Here is a 21,481-nt window from a genome sequence, read left to right as displayed (position 1 = left end):
TTAACAATGCCTATGAAGAAATTACTACTTTTAATTCTCGTTTTATTTAGTACTGTAAGCCTTTTTGCACAAAGCGAAGAATATTCTATACTTGTAAAGGATATCGAAACTTTGGAGCCAATTGAAAATGCAACTGTCGTTGTTTTAAAAACCAAACAGGTTTTAATGACAAATCAAGACGGGAAAGTTACTTTTGTTTTAAGCGGTGGTTCTAATGTGCAGGTTTCAGAAATGAATTATGAAAATCTGACCATTCGCTGGGCTTCCTTAAAAGAGAGTGAATTTGTCATTTACCTTAAAAATAAAAAAGAGAATTTAGATGAAGTAGTCGTTTCTCAGGAAAATCTTCAAAAAACACTTCAGCGAATTGTTTCCAATTCTAAACAAAAAATAAGTAGTGCACATCGTCTTAAAGTCTATGTTAGGGAGTTTTTTATGCTCGACAACCAATATTCTTATTATAATGATGGATTGGTTAATTTTCAATTCAATAAAAATAATACCACAACTTTATTAGTAGAACAAAATCGTTCTTACGGATTATTAGAAACAGACGTAAGTGCCGATTTGATGGGGTATAATTTGAATAATATAATGGAGAATTACTCCAATTTTAAATATTTTGAACCCTTGTTGGATTCTAAATCAAAGAAAGAATATGATTTCACGGTTAAAGGACATGCAAAAAACAAAGATTATTATGTAATGTCTGTTAATCCGTTAGACAAGGTGAAAGATGCGGTCGATAATTTTGAAATTATATACGATCCCGTAAAAAAACTTATTTTAGAATTTACAATTTCAGTGCCTCCAGCAAGTTTTGATAAAATTGAAGAAAAAACAGGAGTGGGGGATAAAAATATTACCAAGTCGTTTGTAAATGTAAGCTACCGTTTAGACGGAAATGATTATTATCTGTTGAGTTCTAATGAAGAAATTGGTTATACACTCGTTCAAAAAGAGAAATCAAAAAACATTCAGGTTAGAAATAGCTTTGTTACAACGGGGTTTAATAAGCAAAATTTCACCTATAATGAAAGTGATGTTTTTAAAGAAAAATCACTTTTCAATAAAGAGAATAAAATCCTGACCAATTATTGGGATATTTCCGGTTTTACGGCGACTGATCAGGAAAAAGCCATTATCGCTTCCTTAGAATTTAAATTGTAATTATATAAACAGATGAAAATCCTGAAACTTTAAAAATTCAGGATTTTTTGTTTTACTAAAAAAGATTTCTGCTTTACTTTATCAAGAGCTATTAAATCTTATATTTGCAAAATTTTAAAGCAGAAAAATATCATTTCAGCAGAAAATCAAGAAAGAGCATTTAAATTACAAAACATTAAAAGACAATATTTAATGTTTTAGACCTAAATAAAAAGGTCGAATAAATAATATAGAAACAAACAGATGAAAGCAGGAATTGTAGGATTACCAAATGTTGGAAAATCAACATTATTTAATTGTTTATCTAATGCAAAAGCGCAAAGTGCGAACTTTCCTTTTTGTACAATCGAACCTAATATTGGTGTTGTAAACGTTCCGGATCCAAGAATCAATAAATTGGAAGAATTAGTAAAACCAGAGCGCGTTCAAATGGCAACTGTAGATATCGTAGATATTGCAGGTTTGGTAAAAGGAGCAAGTAAAGGTGAAGGTCTTGGAAACCAGTTTTTAGGAAACATTAGAGAGTGTAATGCTATCATCCATGTTTTACGTTGTTTTGATAACGATAATATTGTACACGTTGACGGAAATGTAAACCCAATTCGTGACAAAGAAACAATTGATATCGAATTGCAGTTAAAAGATTTGGAAACAATCGAAAAACGTTTGGAAAAAGTAAAACGTGCTGCAAAAACTGGAAATAAAGAAGCTCAAACAGAAGAAGCTTTATTGAACAGAATTAGAGAAGCTCTTTTGCAAGCGAAATCTGCTAGAACAATTATTCCTCAAAGTAATGATGAAGAAGTTTTGATGGAAGGCTTCCAATTAATTACAGCAAAACCAGTTTTATATGTTTGTAATGTTGACGAAAGTTCTGCTGTAGACGGAAACAAATATGTAGATCAGGTTCGTGAATTAGTAAAAGACGAAGAAGCTGAAGTTATCATTCTTTCAGTAGGAGCAGAGGCTGATATTACAGAATTAGAAAGCTATGAAGAGCGTCAGGTTTTCCTTGAAGATATGGGATTAACTGAGCCAGGAGCTTCAGTTCTAATTCGTGCAGCTTATAAATTATTAAAACAACAAACGTATTTTACAGCGGGAGTAAAAGAGGTTCGTGCTTGGACTATTCCAATCGGAGCGACTGCACCTCAAGCAGCCGGAGTTATTCATACTGACTTTGAAAAAGGTTTCATCCGTGCGGAGGTAATTTCATATGATGATTACGTTCAATACGGTTCTGAATCAAAAGCAAAAGAAGCTGGAAAATTCAAAGTTGAAGGAAAAGAATATGTTGTAAAAGATGGAGATGTAATGCACTTCCGTTTTAACGTTTAATCTTTTTTAAGAGAATAGAATAAAGAAAATAGAAAATAGAGAAAACTGCTGGAGAGATTCAGCAGTTTTTTTATGTTTAAAATATTAAAACAAAAAGACGTTTAAATCTGCGCTTTCGCGAAAGCGAATCAGTAAAATCTGCGATCCATTTCGCAAAACAAAATTTTTGGCTTAAAAATTGGTTAGAGAAAAAATAACCAATTACTAATCTAAAATCAACCCGTTAAAATGCTAAAAAAATCATTCAAATTTCTAGGCTGGACGCTTTTCGGAATTTTCAGTTTTCTTGTTCTGTATGTACTTTCCGTTTATCTGATTTCTAAAATTACAGTCAATTCAGAGATTGCTCAAATCGAAGAACAAAATGCTATTCCGATTTATATTCTTTCCAACGGTGTTCATACCGACATTGTAGTTCCAATTAAAAACGAAATAAAAGATTGGCGAAATGAAATTCAATTCAACCAAACAAAATCAAAAGATTCTTTGATGAATTACATTGCTTTTGGATGGGGCGATAAAGGATTTTATCTGGATACACCAGAATGGTCAGACTTAAAAGCAAGTACAGCTTTGAAAGCGGCTTTCGGAGTGAGTTCGTCAGCTATGCACACGACATTTTTCAAACAATTACGAGAAGGGGATGACTGTAAACGCATTTTGATTTCAAAAGAAAATTATCAAAAACTCGTTGCTTATATTTCAGGAAGTTTTAGCGATTCTGTTCATCCGCAATGGATTGAAGGACACAGCTACGGTATGAAAGATGCTTTTTATGAAGCAAAAGGAAGTTACAGTCTTTTTTATACTTGCAATACTTGGGCAAACAACGCTCTAAAAGCAGCCAATCAAAAAGCAAGCTTGTGGACGGTTTATGATAAAGGGATTTTTTGTCATTATAAATAATTCTGCTATGAAAAAGGCAGTTTTAATTTTAGTTATTGCGCTTGGTATGGTTTCATGTAAAAAAATCAGAATGCGTCCTTGTCCGGATTGTTTTTTCTTTTATTTTGAAAATCCACAACCTGAAAATGATTCAGAATTAGATCGCTTTCCAAATCGGTTTAGAGGATTGTATAAAAATGAAGATTCAACATTTTTGAAAATTGACGAAGATAGAATAGTGTTGAATTATTTTATGAAATCTGTAATTCATAAAAATGAATTAGATTCGATGAAGTCTGAATATTTAATATTTAAGGACAAATTACTTAAAAAAAAAATACTAATGAAAAGATTTATTTTCACCCTGTAGGAGATTCCTTAGAGTTAACAGAGAGTTATTTAGATACTGTTTTTAGATTTTCATATAATCAAAAATTAAAACAGATAAATGGTCAATTAGTGATAAGTAAACGTGATTCTATTTTTTGGACTGTTGAATTCTTATCATTAGACAATAACATTTTAAAATTTAAAGAAATTTATTTGCCTAGTGATTTAAAAAAGCTCGATTCCATAACTTCTGTTAAAGCTGAAAAATTAGATTCAATGTCTTATTTAATCAAAGCAAAAAGAAACGAATTCAAAAAGATTTTAAAAATTAAATCATTAGGAGTTAGTCAGGAATATAAAAAAATCTCTAGGTAATTTACATGGAAAAAATGTAAAATCTTACTAAAATACAAGAAGAAGTCGGTTTTTATTATTGCTTAAATTTGAGTATAACTCAAAAAATCGGCATAATGAGAATCAAAAATATCTTTTCAAAAACATGGTTTCTGTTAAAGAATACTTTTTTAGAATTTAATGATGACAATGCTATTAAGCTTAGTGCAGCATTGTCGTATTACACCATATTTGCATTGCCTCCGTTGTTGATTATCATCATTACAATCTGTGGTTTTTTCTTTGGAGAAGAAGCAGTTACAGGTCAGTTGTATGGGCAGATAAATGGTTTGGTGGGTAACGGTGCTGCGACACAAATTCAAGAAGCGATAAAAAATGTACAATTGTCTGGAAATAATGTCTTTGCAACTGTATTTGGAGTTGTAATGTTGCTAATTGGTGCCTCTGGAGTTTTTGCAGAAATTCAGAGTTCTATAAATTATATTTGGGGACTTCGCGCCAAACCTGATAAAGGAGTTAGAAAATTTATCCAAAACAGATTAATGTCATTTTCTATGATTGCATCTGTTGGTTTTTTAATGATTGTCAGTTTATTTATCAATACGGTATTGGATTTGATGAGTGCGCGTTTAAAAATATATTTTCCTGAAAGTACCGTTTACCTATTTTATGTAGTCAATATAGTGATTGTGTTGGCAAGTATTACGCTTTTGTTTACCATAATTTTCAGAACTTTACCTGATGGAAAAATAAGATGGAAAGATGCTATTATTGGATCCAGTGTTACTGCTGTACTTTTTATGATTGGTAAATTTGCCATTGGATTCTATTTAGGTAGTTCTACAGTAGCTTCAGTTTACGGTGCAGCTGGATCTGTAATCATTATTTTAGTTTGGGTTTATTATTCGGCAATTATTCTGTACTTTGGAGCAGAATTTACGAAAGTATATGCAAAATCGTATGGAGGAAAAATCTATCCAAATGAATACTCCGTAGAGATTGCAAAAGAAGTTTACGAGATCGAAGATGTAACCCAAAAATCAACAGAACAAAAATTAACAAACGAGAAACCATGAAAATAATAGCCTTTGGAGGAAGTAACAGTACACAGTCAATCAACAAACGTTTAGCGACTTATGCGTCAAGTTTATTTGAAAATGCTGATGTAGAAGTTTTAGATTTAAATGATTATGCAATGCCTGTTTTTAGTGTTGATTTGGAAAAAGAAGTTGGTCAACATCAAGTAGCACAGTCGTTCTTAAATAAATTGAAAGAAGCTGATATTTTAGTAGTTTCAATGGCGGAGAACAATGGGAACTATTCTGTTGCTTTCAAAAATGTTTTCGATTGGAGTTCCCGTATTGAAAAAGATGTTTTTCAGCATAAACCAATGTTGTTAATGGCAACTTCGCCAGGAGGAAGAGGCGGTTCATCAGTTTTAGGAATTGCTCAAAATCTTTTTCCTCGTTATGGTGCTGAAATTAAAGCAACTTTCTCATTACCAGCTTTTGGCTCGAATTTTGATTTACAAGAAAATAAAATTTCTAATCCTGAGTTAGATAAAGAACTTAGAGATAGTATTAAATCAAATTTTTAAATGCCACACAAAAAGATTTTATTTTTATACCTTTTATTAAATAGTATTACTTTCAATTTTGCTTTTTCTCAAAAGATTAATGAAGTAGACAAAATTGTAGCAAAATACCCGAAAAGCTTTAATACCACTGAAAAATTAGCCGAAAGAATTGGAAAAGATTTTGATTCTGATGCCGAACGTGCGCGAGCTATTTACAGCTGGATGGCTTTCAATATCAAATACGATTACAATGCATTTTTAAATCCGCCGAAAGTGCAGGGGTTTAGTTATTCTTCTGAAGCTGAAAAACAAAGAAAAATAAAACAACTGAATGATAATTTGATTCAGAAAGCTTTCAAATCTCAAAAAGCAGTTTGTGAAGGTTTTACGGCTTTATACCAAAATCTTGCAGAACAGTTAGGGTTAAAGTGCGAAATAATTCGTGGGGATTCTAAAACGAATTTAAGAGATATTGGGCGTAAATCAACTTCATCCAATCATGCTTGGAATATGGTTTTGATTGATAAAAAATGGAGATTGATCGATGTGACTTGGGGACAAGGTTACTATGATAGTAATAAAGGAAGAATGGTTGCCGATTTTGATCCAGTTTATTTTGATACCGATCCTGATTATTTCTTTGCGAAACATTTTCCGGATTCAGGAACTTTTTTAGGTAATAGATTAAGTAAAGATGATTTTTTAAACGGTCCTTTGATTTACAATAAAACCATCGAAAACGATTACAAGATTAAAAGTCCAGATTCAGGTATTATTGAGGCAAAAAATGGGGATAAAATTACGGTTGAAATTAAAAATGTTTCAAAAGCAAATCAGGTTTTTTATTTGAATAAAAGAAATCAGCCTGTTAAGATTTTAAACCCAAAAGAGAAACGAGGTGGTTTGGAGTTTCAAATTCTTATAGACAATAATATTGGTGACTATATCACTATTTTTATCGATACAAACAGTATTGTTTCGTTTAAAATTGTTTCAAAATAATAAAGAACTTTCGATTTTCTTCTTTTCTTAAATTGCCGTATCTTAGCAGGTAAATGAAAAGAATTTGATGCTATGGAGACCACTTTTTTGAAATCAATTTTAGATAACGATTTCTACAAATTTACAATGCAGCATGCTGTAATAAAGCTTTTTCCAAAGGCAAAAGTTCGTTATGGATTTATCAACCGCGGAAAACATGTTTTTCCTGCTGGTTTTGCAGATTTACTTCGACGTTCAGTCGATGCTATGGCTGATCTTCGTTTGACGAAAGAAGAAAAAAGTTACCTTTCTCATTATTGTCCGTATCTTGATCCTACTTATTTAGATTTTCTGCAAGGATACAGCTTTGATCCTTCAGAAGTGCAAATTAGCCAGGAAGGTTCGGAAATAAAAGTAACTGTCGAAGGATTTTGGTATAGAACAATTTTATGGGAAGTCCCTTTAATGGCTTTAATTTCGGAGCTTTTTTATAAAGCCAGTCATTTAATTCGTTTGAATGATGAGGCTATAAAAAATCTGACTAAAGAAAAAATTGATAATTACAATAAGTTAGGAGTTTCAGTTTTAGAGTTTGGTACAAGACGACGTCATTCTTACGACGTTCACGAGTTGGTAAATGAAACTTTAAGAACATATGGCGGACAAAGTTTTATTGGAACCAGCAATGTACATTTTGCTATGGTTAATAACCGAAGACCTTTAGGGACACATGCTCACGAATGGTTTATGTTTCATGCGGCGCAATATGGTTTTAAAATGGCTAATTTGATAAGTTTGGAACATTGGACACAAGTTTACGGAGGAGATCTCGGAATTGCTTTAACAGATACTTATACAACAGAAATATTTTTCAATCAGTTTGATAAAAAATATTCTAAACTTTTTGATGGTGTTCGTCACGATAGCGGAGATCCAATAGAATTTGCTCAAAAGGTAATTTCTCATTATACCAAAATGGGAATCGATCCAAAATCTAAAGCTATTGTTTTTTCAGATTCTTTGAATTTTGATAAGGTAAAGAAAATTGCTGATTTCTGTAATGACAAGATAAAAATGTCTTTCGGAATTGGAACCAATTTTACCAATGACGTTGGACTTCCTGCAATGAATATGGTGATTAAACTAACCGATACAAAGCCTGATAATACACATTGGCAAGGAGTAGTAAAATTGTCTGACGAAAAAAACAAAAATACGGGAACTCCTGAAATGATTGCGCTGGCAAAGGAAGTGCTTGGAATTAAATAGTGTTTTTTGTCGAAAAAGCAGTTTTTTTATAATTTTAGTGTTCGTTTTATTTTAAAATCAATTTAAATAGGTTTTAAACTGTTATTATTCATAACAAAAAAGAAATACGCTTTCATTTTTTGTTGATAAATGGTACATTAGCAAAAAATCCTAAATTCATTTATGCTAGAGCAAAATCAATACAACGAAGATAATATTCGTTCACTCGATTGGAAGGAACATATTCGTATGCGTCCGGGTATGTACATCGGGAAATTAGGGGACGGATCATCACCGGATGATGGTATTTACATTTTATTAAAAGAGGTTTTAGACAACTGTATCGATGAATTCGTTATGGGTGCCGGAAAAACGATTGAAGTTTCTATTAAAGACAGGACAGTTTCTGTTCGTGATTACGGACGTGGAATTCCGTTAGGAAAAGTTGTCGATGTAGTTTCGAAGATGAATACCGGAGGAAAGTACGATTCTAAAGCTTTCCAGAAATCAGTTGGTTTGAACGGTGTCGGAACAAAAGCCGTTAATGCTTTATCTAATTATTTTCGTGTAGAATCGGTTCGTGATGATAAACAAAAAGCAGCAGAATTCTCCGCTGGAAATTTGGTTCAGGAAGAAGATGTTATCGATACTACAAAACGTAAAGGGACAAAAGTAATTTTTACGCCAGACGAAACAATCTTCAAAAACTATAAATTCCGTTTAGAATACGTAATTAAAATGGTCAAAAACTATTGTTATTTGAACAATGGTTTGACGATTATTTTTAATGGAGAAAAATATTATTCAGAAAATGGACTTCGCGATTTATTAGAAGAAACCATTAATGAAGAAGATTTAGAATACCCGATTATTCACTTAAAAGAGCATGATATTGAAGTTGCGCTTACGCATAGTAAAACGCAATACAGTGAAGAATATCACTCTTTTGTAAACGGTCAGAATACAACACAAGGAGGAACGCACTTAGCGGCTTACCGTGAAGCTGTTGTAAAAACAATTCGTGAGTTTTACAATAAGAATTTTGAAGCCTCAGACGTTCGTAAATCGATTGTAAGTGCGATTAGTATTAAAGTAATGGAACCGGTTTTTGAGTCTCAGACCAAAACAAAATTAGGTTCTACCGATATGGGTTCTGATGATGGAACTCCAGCTGTTTCTGTTCGTACTTTCGTTAACGATTTCATCAAAACGAAACTAGATAATTATTTACATAAAAATCCAACAACTGCGGAGGCCTTATTACGTAAAATTCTTCAGGCAGAACGTGAGCGTAAAGAATTATCAGGAATTAGAAAACTGGCTACAGATCGCGCTAAAAAAGCCAATCTTCACAATAAAAAATTAAGAGACTGCCGTGCGCACCTTCCAGATACTAAAAACCCAAGAAACTTAGAAAGTACGCTTTTTATTACCGAGGGGGATTCGGCTTCTGGATCGATTACAAAATCACGTGACGTAAATACGCAAGCGGTTTTCAGTTTACGTGGTAAGCCTTTGAATTCATACGGAATGACTAAAAAAATTGTGTATGAAAACGAAGAATTCAACTTACTTCAAGCAGCATTGGATATCGAAGACGGATTAGAAAAACTGCGTTACAACAACATCGTAATCGCAACCGATGCCGATGTCGACGGAATGCACATTCGTTTGCTTTTGATTACGTTCTTTTTACAGTTTTTCCCAGAATTAATCAAAGAAGGACATTTGTATATTTTGCAAACGCCACTTTTCAGGGTTCGTAACAAGAAAGAAACGATTTATTGTTATTCTGAAGAAGAAAGAAAAGATGCGATTGAAAAACTAAAACCAAAACCAGAAATCACTCGATTTAAAGGTTTGGGAGAGATTTCGCCAGATGAGTTTAAAAACTTTATTGGAGACACCATTCGTCTTGACCCAATTATGATGGATAAAAATACATCGATTGAGCAGTTGTTGTCTTTCTATATGGGGAAAAATACTCCTGATAGACAAGAGTTTATTATCAAGAATTTAAAGGTTGAAATTGATGAGCTTGAGGAGGCTTAATAAAGTTTAAATAAAATAGAGTGCCAGACGGTCTTCAAAATAAAGTCATTTTCCAACAAGTTGCCGAGTTATTGCAAAATGCCCGACAACAGGTTTTGCGTACTGTAAATTCAACAATGACAATTACCTATTTTGAAATTGGAAGAATTATTGTTGAGGAAGAGCAAAATGGAAAAGATCGTGCAGAATATGGGAAAAAGCTTTTGAAAAGTCTTTCTCAACAATTGATACAAGAGTTTGGAAAAGGTTTTTCTGTAGTTAATTTAGAAAATATGAGGAAGTTTTATTTAACTTTCTCAAATTCCGAGTCACTGACTCGTATTTTAGAAATTCAAAAAACCCAGTCACTGACTGGGGAATTGAATTTAGAAAAAACGCAGACAGTGTCTGCGGAATTTAATAAGTTTGATAATCAAACTTTGGCTTCTTTTTTTAAGTTAACTTATACTCATTATATTTTTTTAATGCGAATTGAAGATGAAAAAGAAAGACGTTTTTATAAAATAGAATCTGAGAAAAATAATTGGAGTGTAAGAGAATTAAAACGTCAATATGATTCTGCACTTTATACAAGATTGGCTTTAAGCAGAGATAAGGAAGAAATATTAAAGCTTTCAGAAAAAGGTCAGATTATTGAAAAACCAAAAGATATAATTAAAGATCCTTATATACTTGAATTTTTAGGATTGCCTGAATTGAGTCAATATTCAGAATCTCAATTAGAAGAAGAAATCATTAATAAACTGGAGCATTTCTTATTAGAATTAGGTCATGGTTTTACTTTTGTTGGCAGACAGCAAAGAATTACTTTTGATGAAAAGCATTTTAGAATTGATTTAGTTTTTTACAACAGAATATTAAAATCTTTTGTTCTTATTGATTTAAAAATAGGAGAATTAAAGCATCAGGATTTAGGTCAAATGCAGATGTATGTTAATTATTACGACAGAGAAATGCGCTTGGAAGATGAGAATAAAACGATTGGAATTATTCTTTGCCAAAATAAAAGTGAAGCTGTAGTTAGATATACATTACCTGAAAACAATGAACAGATTTTTGCTAGTAAATATAAAACCGTTTTGCCAAGTGTTGAGGTTCTAAAAGAATTGCTTGAAAGTAAATAATAATAAATGAAGAAAATCTTATTTTTGATTGTCATTTTTGTATTCTTTTCTTGTAAGAAAGAAAAAGAAAATTCTCAATTTGAAGAAAGTCCAGTGTCTTCTAGAACTGAAACAGAAATAATCAAAGAAAGAAATTTTCCTTTTAAGAATTTATCCAAAGTTGAAGTTTTATCTTATGAAGACAGAATGCGATGGGATAAAAAAATTACTAAAAAAGAGAATAAATATTACAAAGACCTTGTTGTCGATTATAAATTGAACTTTGACAGTACAAAAGTTAAAGAGAGAGTATTACTAAGTTCAGCATTGAAAACGGAATTAATTGGCTTATTGTCTCAAGATAGTTGTAAAGTAGAAAATTTGCCTAGAGATTGTTATATGCCAAGACACATGATAGTTTTTAGAGATCAAAAAAATAGAATAATTGGTTACAAAGAGCTTTGTTTGTCATGCAAAGGTTATAGAGAATCAAAAAACCTTGAAAATTACAATGGTTTTTGCTTTACTCAAATGGAGGACCTTTTTAAAAAAGCAGGTATAAAATATTTTGACGAAGATTACGAATAAGAAAGTTTACTGAAAATAAATTCAGCATAAAAATGAAAGACGAAGAAGACGATAACATAATTCCAAACGACAACGAGAATAATCAGGATGAAAACCAGATTGATGACAATCAAAATGGAGATGACGATGAGATTATCGATGTAGATGCTAAACATTTTGAAGGACAGCATTTTTACGAAAATCAGGAAGAAGAAGGCGAAGACATTATTACGAAAGTAACCGGAATGTACAAAGACTGGTTCTTGGATTACGCTTCGTATGTAATTCTAGAGCGTGCTGTTCCTGCAATCGAAGACGGATTTAAACCTGTTCAGCGTCGTATTATGCACTCTTTAAAAGAGCTGGATGATGGTCGTTATAATAAAGTTGCCAATGTAGTAGGGCACACTATGCAGTATCACCCTCACGGAGATGCGAGTATTGGTGATGCAATGGTACAAATTGGTCAGAAAGATTTGTTGATTGACTGCCAAGGAAACTGGGGAAATATCCTTACTGGTGACGGTGCGGCAGCTCCCCGTTATATCGAGGCACGTTTATCTAAATTTGCTTTGGAGGTTTTGTATTCTCCAAAAATTACCGATTGGGGAGTTTCATATGATGGACGTCGTGCTGAACCAAATAATCTTCCAGTAAAATTCCCATTGCTTTTGGCTCAAGGAGCAGAAGGTATTGCGGTAGGTTTGTCAACGAAAGTTTTACCTCATAACTTCAACGAATTAATAGACGCTTCGATTAAAATCTTAAAAGGAAAACCGTTTACGCTTTATCCTGATTTTATGACGCAAGGTATCGCGGACGTTTCGAATTACAATGACGGAATGCGTGGCGGACGTGTGCGTGTACGTGCTAAAATTTCACAATTAGACAAAAATACATTGGTGATTACGCAAATTCCGTTTTCGACCAATACTTCGAGTTTGATTGACAGTATTTTGAAAGCTAATGAAAAAGGTAAAATCAAAATCAAGAAAATTGAAGACAATACTGCTGCCGATGTTGAGATTTTAATTCATCTTTTTCCAGGAGTTTCGCCAGATAAAACAATTGATGCCTTATTTGCGTTTACAGCCTGTGAAACTTCTGTAGCACCTCTAGGATGTGTTATTGAAGATAACAAACCGTTGTTTATTGGTGTTTCTCAAATGTTGAGAATTTCAACAGAAAGAACGGTTGATTTACTTCGTCAGGAATTAGAAATTCAATTAGAAGAATTAAAAAATAAATGGCATTTCTCTACTTTGGAGAAAATCTTCATTAGAGAAGAAATGTACATTGATTTCAAATTATACGGAGACAGAGAATCATTATATAAATATTTGTATGATAGATTTGAGCCTTTCAAAAAATCATTCGTAAGAGAAATCAATGACGATGATTTACAAAGACTCACTCAGATCCCAATGATTCGTATCACTCGTTTTGATTCTGATAAAGCCGACGAATTGATTTCGAAGTTAGAAGAAGAAATGAAAGAGGTAGAATACAATTTAGAACATCTTACCGATTTTGCTATTGCGTATTTTGCCAAATTAAAAGAGAAATACGGAAAAGGACGTGAGCGTCAGACTGAACTTCGTGTTTTTGATAACGTTGAGGCTACAAAAGTAGTTTTACGTAACACAAAACTATACGTAAACCGTGAAGAAGGTTTCGTGGGAACAAGTTTAAAGAAAGACGAATACGTAGGTGATTGTTCTGATATTGATGATGTTATCGTGTTTTTACGCGATGGAACTTTGATGATTACAAAAGTCGATGCTAAAACTTTTATCGGAAAAGATATTATACACGCGGCCGTTTTTGATAAAAATGATAAACGAACTATTTACAACATGATGTATCGTGATGGTAAATCGGGGCCATCATACATAAAGCGTTTTAATGTTACCGGAGTAACACGTGATAAAGCTTACGATTTAACAAATGGAACAAATGGTTCACAGGTAGTTTATTTTTCGCATAATCCAAACGGAGAAGCTGAGGTTGTGACTATTTTACTGCGTCAGGTTGGAACGATTAAGAAACTGAAATTCGATATTGATTTTGCTAAATTGGCCATCAAAGGTCGTGGTTCAAAAGGAAATTTAGTAACTAAATATCCGATCAAGAAAATTGAATTAAAAGAAAAAGGAATTTCGACTCTACTGCCAAGAAAAGTTTGGTTCGATGATACCGTAAAACGTCTGAATGTTGACGCGAGAGGAGAATTGTTAGGCGAATTTAAACCAAGTGATAAAATATTAGTAATCAGTCAAAGTGGAAAATTAAAGGTTATCATCCCTGAATTATCAACTCACTTTGAGGAAGACATGATTGTTTTGGAGAAATGGAAACCTAAAAAACCAATTTCTGCCATTTATTACGATGGTGAAAAAGAACGCTATTTCTTAAAACGTTTCCTTGTCGAAAATGAAACTAAGGAAGAGAGTTTTATTACAGATCACCCGAATTCTCAGTTAGAAATTGTATCAACAGATTATCGTCCAGTGGCACAATTGGTTTTTGCGAAGGTAAAAGGAGTTCAAAAAGACGATCTTCACATAGACGTGGAAGACTTTATAGCTGTAAAAGGTTTTAAAGCTTTAGGAAACCAATTGACAACAGATAAATTAAGACAAGTTAATTTATTAGAGCCACTTCCTTACGAAGAGCCAGTTGAAGAAGTTCCTGAAAGACCAGAAATTTCAGAAGACGATCCTGTTGAAACAGAATTAGACGACGATGGCCAAATAGGCTTAGTTTTAGAATAAAAAAATGAACAACGCTAAGATTGATTTCTTAGCGTTTTTTATGTGCATTGTTTCGATTAATTTTAAACTGGAATAATCTCTTCTGTAATCCATTTGACTTCGTTGTTCTCAATAACAACAGAAACAGTATCACCATCTTTGACTTCTCCCGAAATTATTTTCTTTGCTAATGGTCTTCTTAAATGACTTCTTATAATACTTTTAATAGGTCTTGCTCCATATTTTGCATTAAAGCCATTTTCGGCTAGATAGGTTTTGACCTCAATTGGTATTTCAACCTTTATTTTAATATTTTTCAATAAATCGGTAAATTCTTTTTTAAGATGTACCTCAAATATTTTAAGAGCATTCTCCTTAGTGATAGGCGCAAAAGGTACAATCTCAGTCAATCGGCCTAAAAATTCAGGTCGGAAATAATTTGCCATTATTTCCATTAAAGAAATTGAATTTGGGATTTGACCTTTATTGAATGTTTCTACAATATGGTCCGATCCAATATTTGAAGTAAAAAGAATGATCGCATTCGAAAAATCACCTTCTTTTCCCAAACGATCGTGTAGTTTTCCTTCGTCCATAATTTGCAGAAAAATATCGAAAACAGAAGGATGTGCTTTTTCAATTTCATCAAATAAAACAATGGAGTAGGGCTTTTGTCTAATCTTATTTACTAGCAGCCCACCAACGTCGCTTCCGACATATCCTGGGGGCGACCCAACGAGTGGAATTATCTATGTGAAAGCTTTTTGAAAAACCTTAAAAGTAAATCGTCAAATGTGTTTCCGTATCGCATGTTTGTCGATTAGGATAAAAAACGCCGAAAATACATTTTCGGCGTTTCTGTTCAATTAAGGTTTTATTCTGGTTTTTACTGGTATTTTTTATCCGTAAGTGTTTTCATAAAAGCGACAAGTGCTTTTTCTTCATTTTTAGTCAGTTTCAATTCATCAAAAGGAAGTGTTTGGTTTTCTACTTCATAACCTAAACCTTGCCCGCCACCTTTGTTGTAAAAGTCGACTACTTCTTCTAAAGTTTTAAAAACTCCATTATGCATATATGGTGCTGTTACAGCTACATTTCGAACTGTGGGAGTTTTGAAAGCACCGATTAATTGAGGCATTTCATTGTATAAATATTGACCTTTATCTGGACTCAATTTCTTGCCTGATGCATCTTCAGGTGTTCCAATAACTTCATGTTCACTTTTAGAATAACTTGGCGGAACAGTTCCGTTAAACAAAGGAGTGAAGTGGCAGGTTGCACATTTTGCTTTTCCCATAAAAAGATTCATTCCTTCAATTTCTTCTTTGTTTAAAGCGTTTTTATTTCCTCTCATATATTCGTCAAATCTAGAATCGAAAGCATTTAAAGAACGTACATAACTGGCAATAGCATTTTGAATCTGCCAAGCTTCTGGTTTTGCTGTTTTGGGATATGCTTTTTTGAAAAGACTGATATATTCATTATTCAAAAGAATTTTAGTATGAATATCGTCCATTGAGCCGTGCATTTCATCTTTATTCTGAATCACATCTACACTTTGTTTTTCTAAATCTAATTGACGCATGTCCCAAAATTGAGCATTTTGCAAAGAAGCATAGGTTAGAGTAGGAGTGTTTCGGGCTAAATTTGAACCTGTTAATGAAACGTTTGTTTTTAAACCATCAGTAAAAGCTTTTTCTGGATGATGACAACTGGCACAGCTTCTGTCATTATTTTTTGAAAGACTGGTATCATAAAATAATTTTTCGCCTAGTTTTGCTTTGTCCGCTGTAAAATTGTACTCTTTTGAAAGTACAAATGCATTTACGTCAAAAGCGTCTTTATCAAATAAAGTTTCAATTTCAGGCTTCAGCACATTTGTTTTTTTTACGTTTTTAATATTTTCTTCTTTCTGAAAAGCCTTTATCTTTTTAGAAATCGGATTTAAATATTCTGTGATAAAAAAAGCTCTGTCAAAAGCATTAAAGTTATTATTGTCTTTGCAATATTGCTTTGCTTTTGTGGTTAGTTTTTTTATTTCTGCTAATGATTTATTAGAAGAATTAATAATTTCAAGAGGTTGAGCAATAGAAATTAGACTTTCTCCAGTTTCAGGAATTGAGGATTGTAAAATGGGACTATCAAAACCTGTAATTCCTAAAGTAATAACTCGGAATACGTTTTGTTCGAGTCCATCTAAGACATAATCATTTGAAATTGTGATGACTTCAAATGTACTTTCCAATTGTTTGATATTGGCTTTGAAAATATTCAATTCTCTTGTTACGCTTTCTTTATCTTCAATTTTATATTCGGGATAAATCATTTCTTCGATAACCTGAAAACCATGAGGTTCAAAAGACCTGTTTTCTTCCAATTCCATTTCGTCCAACGCTGGACCATTCATAAAACGAGCCGTTTCGGGAACAAAATATTCAATTGCCCATTCGACTTTTTTATATAATAGGCGTGACTTTTTAAATTGTTCTACAATTTCTTTCTGAGAAGAATTAGCATCAACTAATTTCTGAAAATGAACAATTTCATTATTTAATTTGGTTAAATTAATAAGTAAATCTTGTTTGATTGTTGCTTTTGAAGTCTCATTTTCTTTACAGGAAAAGAACAAACACAAGCTTAGAAATAAAAAAGTAAAGTGCTTTAATTTCATAATAGTATTGTAATAGAAACAACCCTTATTCGAAAATAAGGGTTGTCTTTTATTGATTTGAACAAGAATTATTATCGTTGTACGTTTCTAATAATTACCGTTTGACCACCTTCAATATTGCTGCTAGTTCCTGAACCGTCAGCATTTTTGAAATCAGAACTTTGCCAAGTGTGAGGGTGAATGTTTACTGTAAAAGTATCTGGAACACCAATAATGTCTGAGATATCTTCCATAGCTCCAAATTCCCAGCTTCCCAATTTCATTTCTCCAACTGGGTTATACAATGCATTCCAAGCCGTATCAGTTCTTTTATGGTTCATATTTAACCATGGTTTATTTTGTTTTGTAGCGATGCTATATTGCCAGATATATGAATCGTGTTTTGCGTCTGCATAATAGCTGTCTCCGTCTTCCTGAATGTAAACAAAGTTTTCAGTTACGCATAAGTTATCAGGATTAATAATTCCAGTTCCTGGAGTACTGTCTCCTTCAACGGCTAATTCTAATGTTCCTTTTAATGGGTTTGAAGCATCTAATTTTAATTTATAAACTCTTCCCCACATAGTATAACCATCAACAGGAGCATTATTAGTTGCCTGACCTGTAGCAGTAAAATATACTTCTCTGTTATTTGTAGCGCTTCCTTTTCTGTAATCTAAGTCTTCAACTCTAGAAAAACGGATTGCTTTTAAATCGTTTACTGTTGTGTTGATTACAGCTCCAGTTAAGTTTTTAGCATTTGGAATTTCAACGAATTCAACTGGATAACTGCTGTTCAATTTGATATCCGTTTCTACCTGATTTCCATCCGTTCTTTTTAAAGCGTAGAGTTTTCCGTTAGATAAATCACCAACTGTACTTACATACATAATTACTTGTCCAGCACTTACGTGAGAAGTTGCGTAAGATTGATCTTCACCAATTAAAATAACTGTTTTTCCAGGATAAGCCTCTTTTGGAAGTGGAACAGCGTTTTCCATACTCGCTTTTCCTAAAGCTGGTAAAACTCTGTCTTTTCTCGCTTTATCTGTCGCTAATCCAAGAGGATCAATTCCGTGAACCATACTTTCTTGTCCGCTTTCTCCAGCAGTTAAAAAGATTGGTCCAAAACCGTGAATTTCTGGAGTAGCCAAAGTTGCAGAACACAAACGTGTTAAACCTCCAACAGCATCAACAATATATTCACCTTTTACAGGTTTGAAAGTTTTATCTAAATAAACTCTAGAAACAGATTGTAAAATTTCATGGTTGGTAATCATGATATAACCCTCTCCATTTGGATTCTTCATAAGTCCAGCACCATCAGGCTGAGCACCGTAAATAAATTTTGGAGATTCAGGAAGTACATCTGTACTTGCAATTAAAGTACTGATTTTTAGGTTTTCAAAACCAGTCATAGCGTATACAAACGCAGGAACTTTTGAATGTGAAGTAAAATCGATATTCGCATTTACTTCATTCGAGGATTTTTTGTCATCATCTTGACAAGAGATTACAGAGAATCCTGCAATTCCCAACAAGGCAATTGATTTTAAAAAGTTAGCTTTCATAATTGTTTTTGTTTTTTTGATTAGCACAAAGCTATCTCTCTAAAACAAAATACAGGTTATGTTAATTTTTTCTTAATGCTAATAATTGTAAGTCTATTATTATGAAATAGTAAATTAAAGGTTTTGAATGTAAATTTAAGACTCTTAAAAAAATCTTAAAGCGGTTTAAAAAGCTGATTTAGGTTAGTTGCTTTCTTCTCTTTCAGTTTTTTAACAATCTTTAGAAATGCAATAGCTGTAATATACGCATCGCCCAAAGCAGTATGACGATCTTTTTTAGAAATATCAAATTTATCGGCCAAATCATCTAAAGTATAATGATCTTTTCGTTCAAACAAATGCGATTGAATCAGCGTTTTTTTATACAAATAAGCCGTATCCAAAGTTTTGTTGGTTAATTGCGGAAGTCCGTTTCGTTCTAAAGCTTTATTGATCATCGTAACATCAAAAATAGTATGATGTGCAATGATTATGGAATCTCCTAGAAAATCCAAAAACTGTTGTAAAGCTTCCAATTCGCTTGGACGTTTGACTAATAAATCTTTTAGAATGCCATGAATCTGTGCTGTCGATTTATCGTAATGCTCTTGTTCCAGATATACTTCAAAACTATTCTGGATATTGATAATTCCGTTTTGAAGTACAAGCGCTCCAATGCATAACATACGATCATTATCGTAATCAAGACCTGTGGTTTCCGTATCTAAAACCACAAATCGAGTTTCTTCAATCGTGATGTTTTCATCAAACAGATTGTTTTCTTCTTTTTTCCAAAAATTGAATAAACTCATGATTATACCAGATTTGAGATATTAAAACGTACTGAAATAAGTTCCTGAAGTTCTTTTATAGTTTTAAAAGTACGTTTCAGTTTAATTTTTTCCATTTTGGTTAAAGATTCCAATTCTATAAACTGCCCAGAATCATGGTGCAATAATCCTTGTTTGGTTCTAAATTTCAGTAAGGCTTTAAACGAATACGAACAAGATAAATACAATTCTCTATTATTAGGCTCTAATTCCGCCAGTTTTTCAAAACGTTCTGCGGTGTTGCTGATTCCTTTAATAGAATGTGATAAAATTAAAACACGAGCCGCATCAGTCAAAGGCATTAAAGCTCTTCGTTTAATGTCAAAGTTATCTTTGTTGGCACCATCTTGTTCTACTAAGAATTGTCTAAAGAAACCAGTAGGAGAAGGACTTTGCAAAGCTCCACTCACCAAATGCATATAAAATATAGGGTTGGCTTTAACATCTTCAAAAATAGAATCAGACAATTGATTTACAAGATCTGAATCGCCGTAAGTCATGCTGTAATCGAAGAAAATAAACGAAAGCAATACCTCGTTTTTACCAGGATTAGTAATCCAATGATGTACTTGCGATTTCCATTCGTCCAAACTCATACACCATTTCGGACTCGAAGCCATCATATCGGCAGGACAATAATCATAACCAATTTCAAAAAGACCTTTATTAACGTGTCCAGCCAGTTTTAAAAAGTAAATTTTAGTTTCATCTCTAAAAACTTCATTTACATTTTCATAAACAATGGCGTTATCTTGATCCGTATGCAACATTTGTTCGCCTCTTCCTTGACTTCCAAGTGCGAGCCAGCCAAATTTAACAGGTGGCGGACTGCTCATTTTTTCAATACAAATTTCGATAACACGCGTGGTACAAGCTTCATTAAGTTCGGTAATGATTTTGGTAATCAGCGTCATCGGAATATTTTGATCCAAATAACCTTGCAGTAATTGCATGATTTGGTTGCGAATTGGCTTTATTTCTTTAATCTTTTTAGTTCGCTTTAACGCTTTGATCAAAACAGCAGGGTTGTTTCCTAAAGCGACCATAACGTCATGTTTCGATAGAATTCCGACTGCTTTTGTATTTACGGTTCCATCTTTCGTCAAACACAAATGGCTGATATTACTTTTCATCATCGCCATTTGTGCCTCTGTAACCGTCATTTTTTTAGGATAGGTAATTACAGGTTTTGTCATAATTGTTTCGGCAGTTGTTTCGATAGGAAATTCTCCCGTCACAATTTTGTTTCGGAGATCTTTATCGGTCAAAATACCAATAGGAAGCATTTCGTCTACAATTAAAATCGCACCGACTTTTTTCTTGCCCATGATTTTTGCAATATCTCTTACTGTTGTTGATGGACTACAGGTTACAATTTTTTTAGAATATTTGATTGGTGCTAAATCAAACGAATGATTGCTAGTTTGAAGATTTTCATTAAGCAAATCATCCCCATACAATTTATCTTTATGAATATCCGAGTACGGATTTCGGGTATTAGAAGCATAACTTTCAATCAGGAAATTACCAACATTTCTATTTTCAAGAGCATAAGGTTTAAAAACCGCAATCGGAATCGCGTATAAAATACTTTCTTCGTGAGCCACGGCTTCCATAATATAGTTTTCCTGAGCCAAAAGCGGACGAAGACCAAAGATATCGCCTTCATCACACATGTCTAAAACAGTGTTTTTAGTGCTTTTTTTCAAGGCAACGGCGCCTTTATGCACCACATAAAAAGAATCATGGGTTTTATCATTTTCAGCAAAAATCACCGAATCTTTTTCTTTGTATATAATTGAAATCTGTTCAGACAGTTTTTCTAAATCTTTCTGATGCAAAAAATTAAAGGGCGGATATCCTTTTAAAAAGTCAGCAACTCTCTGCGAAATGGTATTTTTCATGTGGCTAGATTAAAGTCCTAATGTACTATTTAAAATAGAAATGTAAAAGAAACACGTTAATAAAAGTTGCAAAGATGCAAAGAGACAAAGTTTTAATGGTTGCCACGAATTTCACCAATTTCCACGAATTAATTTGATACAATAAAAATTGTGGAAATTGGTGAAATTCGTGGCAGAAAAAAAGCCCCAA

The 21,481-nt window shown here is 32.9% G+C and carries 16 protein-coding genes and 1 pseudogene; 12 read left to right on the top strand and 5 right to left on the bottom strand.

The window, feature by feature from the left end:
* The first annotated feature begins 12 nt into the window (after positions 1 to 12).
* The 12 genes from NQQ59_RS05360 (at position 13) to NQQ59_RS05305 (ending at position 14,378) form a co-directional block, all read left to right on the top strand.
* Entirely contained in the window at positions 13 to 1,170 is a 1,158-nt protein-coding gene (locus tag NQQ59_RS05360; RefSeq protein WP_186296572.1) for a carboxypeptidase-like regulatory domain-containing protein, read from the top strand.
* A 243-nt stretch (positions 1,171 to 1,413) separates the two neighbouring features.
* Positions 1,414 to 2,508: a redox-regulated ATPase YchF gene (ychF, locus tag NQQ59_RS05355; protein WP_144214602.1), complete on the top strand. Its 1,095-nt coding sequence runs from the start codon at positions 1,414 to 1,416 to the stop codon at positions 2,506 to 2,508.
* A gap of 228 nt (positions 2,509 to 2,736) precedes the next feature.
* On the top strand, positions 2,737 to 3,414 hold the full coding sequence (locus NQQ59_RS05350; protein ID WP_144214600.1) for a TIGR02117 family protein: 678 nt from the start codon (positions 2,737 to 2,739) through the stop codon (positions 3,412 to 3,414).
* A gap of 7 nt (positions 3,415 to 3,421) precedes the next feature.
* Positions 3,422 to 3,763, top strand: a complete 342-nt coding sequence (locus NQQ59_RS05345; protein WP_257698151.1) for a hypothetical protein — start codon at positions 3,422 to 3,424, stop codon at positions 3,761 to 3,763.
* 430 nt (positions 3,764 to 4,193) lie between these two features.
* A complete protein-coding gene (locus NQQ59_RS05340) occupies positions 4,194 to 5,153 on the top strand; it encodes a YihY/virulence factor BrkB family protein (protein WP_144214596.1) in 960 nt (319 codons plus the stop codon).
* Positions 5,150 to 5,674 (top strand): NADPH-dependent FMN reductase, encoded by a 525-nt coding sequence (locus tag NQQ59_RS05335; protein WP_144214594.1) that lies wholly within the window; start codon positions 5,150 to 5,152, stop codon positions 5,672 to 5,674. The genes NQQ59_RS05340 and NQQ59_RS05335 overlap by 4 nt, the downstream gene beginning before the upstream one ends.
* Positions 5,675 to 6,655 carry a transglutaminase domain-containing protein gene (locus NQQ59_RS05330; RefSeq protein ID WP_144214592.1) on the top strand — a complete coding sequence of 327 codons (981 nt, stop codon included), beginning with the start codon at positions 5,675 to 5,677 and terminating at the stop codon, positions 6,653 to 6,655. It begins immediately after the preceding gene.
* 72 nt (positions 6,656 to 6,727) lie between these two features.
* Complete coding sequence (gene pncB, locus NQQ59_RS05325; RefSeq protein ID WP_144214590.1) at positions 6,728 to 7,903, top strand: nicotinate phosphoribosyltransferase; 1,176 nt, start codon at positions 6,728 to 6,730, stop codon at positions 7,901 to 7,903.
* A 162-nt stretch (positions 7,904 to 8,065) separates the two neighbouring features.
* On the top strand, positions 8,066 to 9,934 hold the full coding sequence (locus tag NQQ59_RS05320; protein WP_144214588.1) for a DNA topoisomerase IV subunit B: 1,869 nt from the start codon (positions 8,066 to 8,068) through the stop codon (positions 9,932 to 9,934).
* A gap of 20 nt (positions 9,935 to 9,954) precedes the next feature.
* On the top strand, positions 9,955 to 11,058 hold the full coding sequence (locus NQQ59_RS05315) for a PDDEXK nuclease domain-containing protein (RefSeq protein WP_144214586.1): 1,104 nt from the start codon (positions 9,955 to 9,957) through the stop codon (positions 11,056 to 11,058).
* A gap of 6 nt (positions 11,059 to 11,064) precedes the next feature.
* Positions 11,065 to 11,625, top strand: coding sequence for a hypothetical protein (locus NQQ59_RS05310; RefSeq protein WP_144214585.1), 561 nt, complete (start codon positions 11,065 to 11,067; stop codon positions 11,623 to 11,625).
* Between the two features lie 32 nt (positions 11,626 to 11,657).
* Positions 11,658 to 14,378 (top strand): DNA gyrase/topoisomerase IV subunit A, encoded by a 2,721-nt coding sequence (locus NQQ59_RS05305; protein WP_144214583.1) that lies wholly within the window; start codon positions 11,658 to 11,660, stop codon positions 14,376 to 14,378.
* 62 nt (positions 14,379 to 14,440) lie between these two features.
* Here the strand turns inward: NQQ59_RS05305 and NQQ59_RS05300 are convergent.
* From NQQ59_RS05300 to NQQ59_RS05280, 5 genes and pseudogenes are all read right to left on the bottom strand, one after another.
* Positions 14,441 to 15,097 (bottom strand): annotated as a pseudogene (locus NQQ59_RS05300) (AAA family ATPase); the annotation flags it as partial.
* A 146-nt stretch (positions 15,098 to 15,243) separates the two neighbouring features.
* Positions 15,244 to 17,028 carry a cytochrome-c peroxidase gene (locus NQQ59_RS05295; RefSeq protein WP_144214581.1) on the bottom strand — a complete coding sequence of 595 codons (1,785 nt, stop codon included), beginning with the start codon at positions 17,026 to 17,028 and terminating at the stop codon, positions 15,244 to 15,246.
* Positions 17,029 to 17,099: 71 nt separating this feature from the next.
* Entirely contained in the window at positions 17,100 to 18,578 is a 1,479-nt protein-coding gene (locus NQQ59_RS05290) for a PhoX family protein (protein ID WP_186296571.1), read from the bottom strand.
* Between the two features lie 155 nt (positions 18,579 to 18,733).
* Positions 18,734 to 19,369, bottom strand: coding sequence for a 3'-5' exonuclease (locus tag NQQ59_RS05285; protein WP_144214577.1), 636 nt, complete (start codon positions 19,367 to 19,369; stop codon positions 18,734 to 18,736).
* A gap of 2 nt (positions 19,370 to 19,371) precedes the next feature.
* A complete protein-coding gene (locus NQQ59_RS05280) occupies positions 19,372 to 21,291 on the bottom strand; it encodes a DUF294 nucleotidyltransferase-like domain-containing protein (protein WP_144214575.1) in 1,920 nt (639 codons plus the stop codon).
* Positions 21,292 to 21,481 lie beyond the last annotated feature (190 nt).

It is taken from the genome of Flavobacterium panacis (genome assembly GCF_024649945.1).
GTDB lineage: Bacteria > Bacteroidota > Bacteroidia > Flavobacteriales > Flavobacteriaceae > Flavobacterium > Flavobacterium panacis.
The sequence above is the reverse complement of the archived record's forward strand: the minus strand, read 5'-3'. Positions and strand labels throughout refer to the sequence as shown.

What these genes read in the sequence shown, in the direction of transcription:
- NQQ59_RS05360 (WP_186296572.1), top strand. Translation starts at nt 13, where the DNA reads ATGAAGAAATTACTACTTTTAATTCTCGTTTTATTTAGTACTGTAAGC.
- ychF (WP_144214602.1), top strand. Translation starts at nt 1,414, where the DNA reads ATGAAAGCAGGAATTGTAGGATTACCAAATGTTGGAAAATCAACATTA.
- NQQ59_RS05350 (WP_144214600.1), top strand. Translation starts at nt 2,737, where the DNA reads ATGCTAAAAAAATCATTCAAATTTCTAGGCTGGACGCTTTTCGGAATT.
- NQQ59_RS05345 (WP_257698151.1), top strand. Translation starts at nt 3,422, where the DNA reads ATGAAAAAGGCAGTTTTAATTTTAGTTATTGCGCTTGGTATGGTTTCA.
- NQQ59_RS05340 (WP_144214596.1), top strand. Translation starts at nt 4,194, where the DNA reads ATGAGAATCAAAAATATCTTTTCAAAAACATGGTTTCTGTTAAAGAAT.
- NQQ59_RS05335 (WP_144214594.1), top strand. Translation starts at nt 5,150, where the DNA reads ATGAAAATAATAGCCTTTGGAGGAAGTAACAGTACACAGTCAATCAAC.
- NQQ59_RS05330 (WP_144214592.1), top strand. Translation starts at nt 5,675, where the DNA reads ATGCCACACAAAAAGATTTTATTTTTATACCTTTTATTAAATAGTATT.
- pncB (WP_144214590.1), top strand. Translation starts at nt 6,728, where the DNA reads ATGGAGACCACTTTTTTGAAATCAATTTTAGATAACGATTTCTACAAA.
- NQQ59_RS05320 (WP_144214588.1), top strand. Translation starts at nt 8,066, where the DNA reads ATGCTAGAGCAAAATCAATACAACGAAGATAATATTCGTTCACTCGAT.
- NQQ59_RS05310 (WP_144214585.1), top strand. Translation starts at nt 11,065, where the DNA reads ATGAAGAAAATCTTATTTTTGATTGTCATTTTTGTATTCTTTTCTTGT.
- NQQ59_RS05305 (WP_144214583.1), top strand. Translation starts at nt 11,658, where the DNA reads ATGAAAGACGAAGAAGACGATAACATAATTCCAAACGACAACGAGAAT.
- NQQ59_RS05295 (WP_144214581.1), bottom strand. Translation starts at nt 17,028, where the DNA reads ATGAAATTAAAGCACTTTACTTTTTTATTTCTAAGCTTGTGTTTGTTC.
- NQQ59_RS05290 (WP_186296571.1), bottom strand. Translation starts at nt 18,578, where the DNA reads ATGAAAGCTAACTTTTTAAAATCAATTGCCTTGTTGGGAATTGCAGGA.
- NQQ59_RS05285 (WP_144214577.1), bottom strand. Translation starts at nt 19,369, where the DNA reads ATGAGTTTATTCAATTTTTGGAAAAAAGAAGAAAACAATCTGTTTGAT.
- NQQ59_RS05280 (WP_144214575.1), bottom strand. Translation starts at nt 21,291, where the DNA reads ATGAAAAATACCATTTCGCAGAGAGTTGCTGACTTTTTAAAAGGATAT.